Consider the following 1,789-nt stretch of genomic DNA (forward strand, 5'->3'; position numbering starts at 1 on the left):
ACGCTAGGCAACACCCGAATGGTTGTCAACCAGGCCGATGGGGAACACCCGCCCCATCCCCGTCCCTGCCGCCGCCCGCCCGCCCGGCCGGCGTCCGGCGCGACGGACCGCCGAGGCCGGGCCGGCGGCGGGAACATACGCGGGCCCGCGCCGCGATCAGCGAGCGAGCCCGCCGCGGCACCGCGCCGTCGCCGGGAACCTCCATTGGCGGACGCGCCAGCCAAACAATTCGACAACCAGCGGACGCCGGTCAGAATATCATCGTCAGATAAAGTCACGATCAGGAATTCCACCGGATTCCCTCAGTAAACACCAAGACTTCTCCGCGAGGCTCAAGGCACGTTGGTCCCGGTCGGGAACCGCTCGCGACCAGCACCGGCCGTGATTGTTCCGGTGTCTCCGGCAGGCCGTCCGGGCATGCGGAAACCCGTGATCGTATGCTCTCCGGCCGACCGGGGACACAGGTGGATCCGCCCCGTTCACCGGGGCTTTCGGAGGAGTGGATGCAGGTACGGCGTGCGCGCCCACGGATCGGGCGCAGGACGCTTGCCCTCACGGCGGTGGCTGCCGTCGTGATCGCGGCGGGTTCCATAACGATCGGCCTGGCGGTCTCCTCGTCCGCCGGCGGCAGCGGCCCGCGGCTGGTGGCGGCTGGCCCCGGGACGATCCGGCAGACGGTTCCGGCCACCGGGGTCATCCAGGCCGCCCACCAGGCCAATCTGACCTTCGGGGTGTCCGGCCGGGTCACCGGCGTCGCGGTCACCGTCGGCCAGCAGGTCATGGCCGGACAGGCGCTGGCCACGATCGACTCGGCGGCGCTGGCGGCCTCGGTCGCCCAGGCCGAGGCCACCGTGGCCAACAACGAGTCCAAGCTGTCCGCGGATCGCAGCGCCGGGGCGTCCGACGCGCAGGTGAACGCCGACAACCAGGCCGTCACCGCCGCGCGCAACGCGCTGGCCGCGGCCCAGCAGGCGCTGTCCCAGACGACGTTGACCTCACCGATAGCCGGCACGGTCGCGGCCGTCAGCCTGACCGTCGGCCAGCAGGTCTCCGGTGGCGGGACGACCGCCTCCGGCGGGACGGGCGGCGGGAACGGGGGCGGCGGCGGGAGCGCGGCGGGCTCCGCCTCGACCAGCGCGGCGTCGGCCTCGTCCGCGCAGGTGGTGGTGGTCGGCTCGGACGGCTACACGATCGCGGCGAACGTCGACGACACCCAGATCGGCGAGATCAAGAAGGGGGACCAGGCGGTTGTCGTCCCGAACGGCGCCACCACAACGCTGTCCGGAACGGTCACCACTGTCGGCCTGCTGCCGGCCCAGAGCTCGGGGGCCGCTTCGGGGACGGCCTCGGGCGTCGCGGTGTACCCGGTCACCATCGACGTCGCCGGGACCCCGACGGGGCTGCACCTCGGGGCCAGCGCGCAGGTGCAGATCATCGTCCGGCAGCTCACCGACGTCCTGACCGTGCCGACCGCGGCCCTGCACTACAACGGCGCCCGGGCGCAGGTGTACCAACTGGTCGAGGGCCGGCAGGTGCCCCGGGCGGTGACGGTCGGGGTGAGCTCCGGCGGCGTCACGCAGATCACTGACGGGCTGGCGGCCGGTGACATGGTGCTGCTGCCCGAGACGGCCTCCGCCGGACGCGCCGGTGGCGGCAGGGAGGTCTCGAACGGCCGTTCCGGTGGCGGTGCCGGGTTCGGTGGCGGTGCCGGCGGGTTCGGTGGCGGTGCCGGCGGGTTCGGTGGCGGTGCCGGCGGGCTCGGTGGCGGTGCCGGCGGGCTCGGTGGCGG

General features: G+C 73.4%; 1 protein-coding gene. It reads left to right on the forward strand.

Annotated features, from left to right (window positions below; all coding sequences use genetic code 11):
* Positions 1 to 503 precede the first annotated feature (503 nt).
* On the forward strand, positions 504 to 1,789 hold a 1,286-nt coding region (locus AC5LUJ_RS13485; RefSeq protein WP_493465031.1), incomplete at its 3' end, for an efflux RND transporter periplasmic adaptor subunit.

This window comes from Protofrankia sp. CiP1_Cm_nod3 (assembly GCF_982290655.1).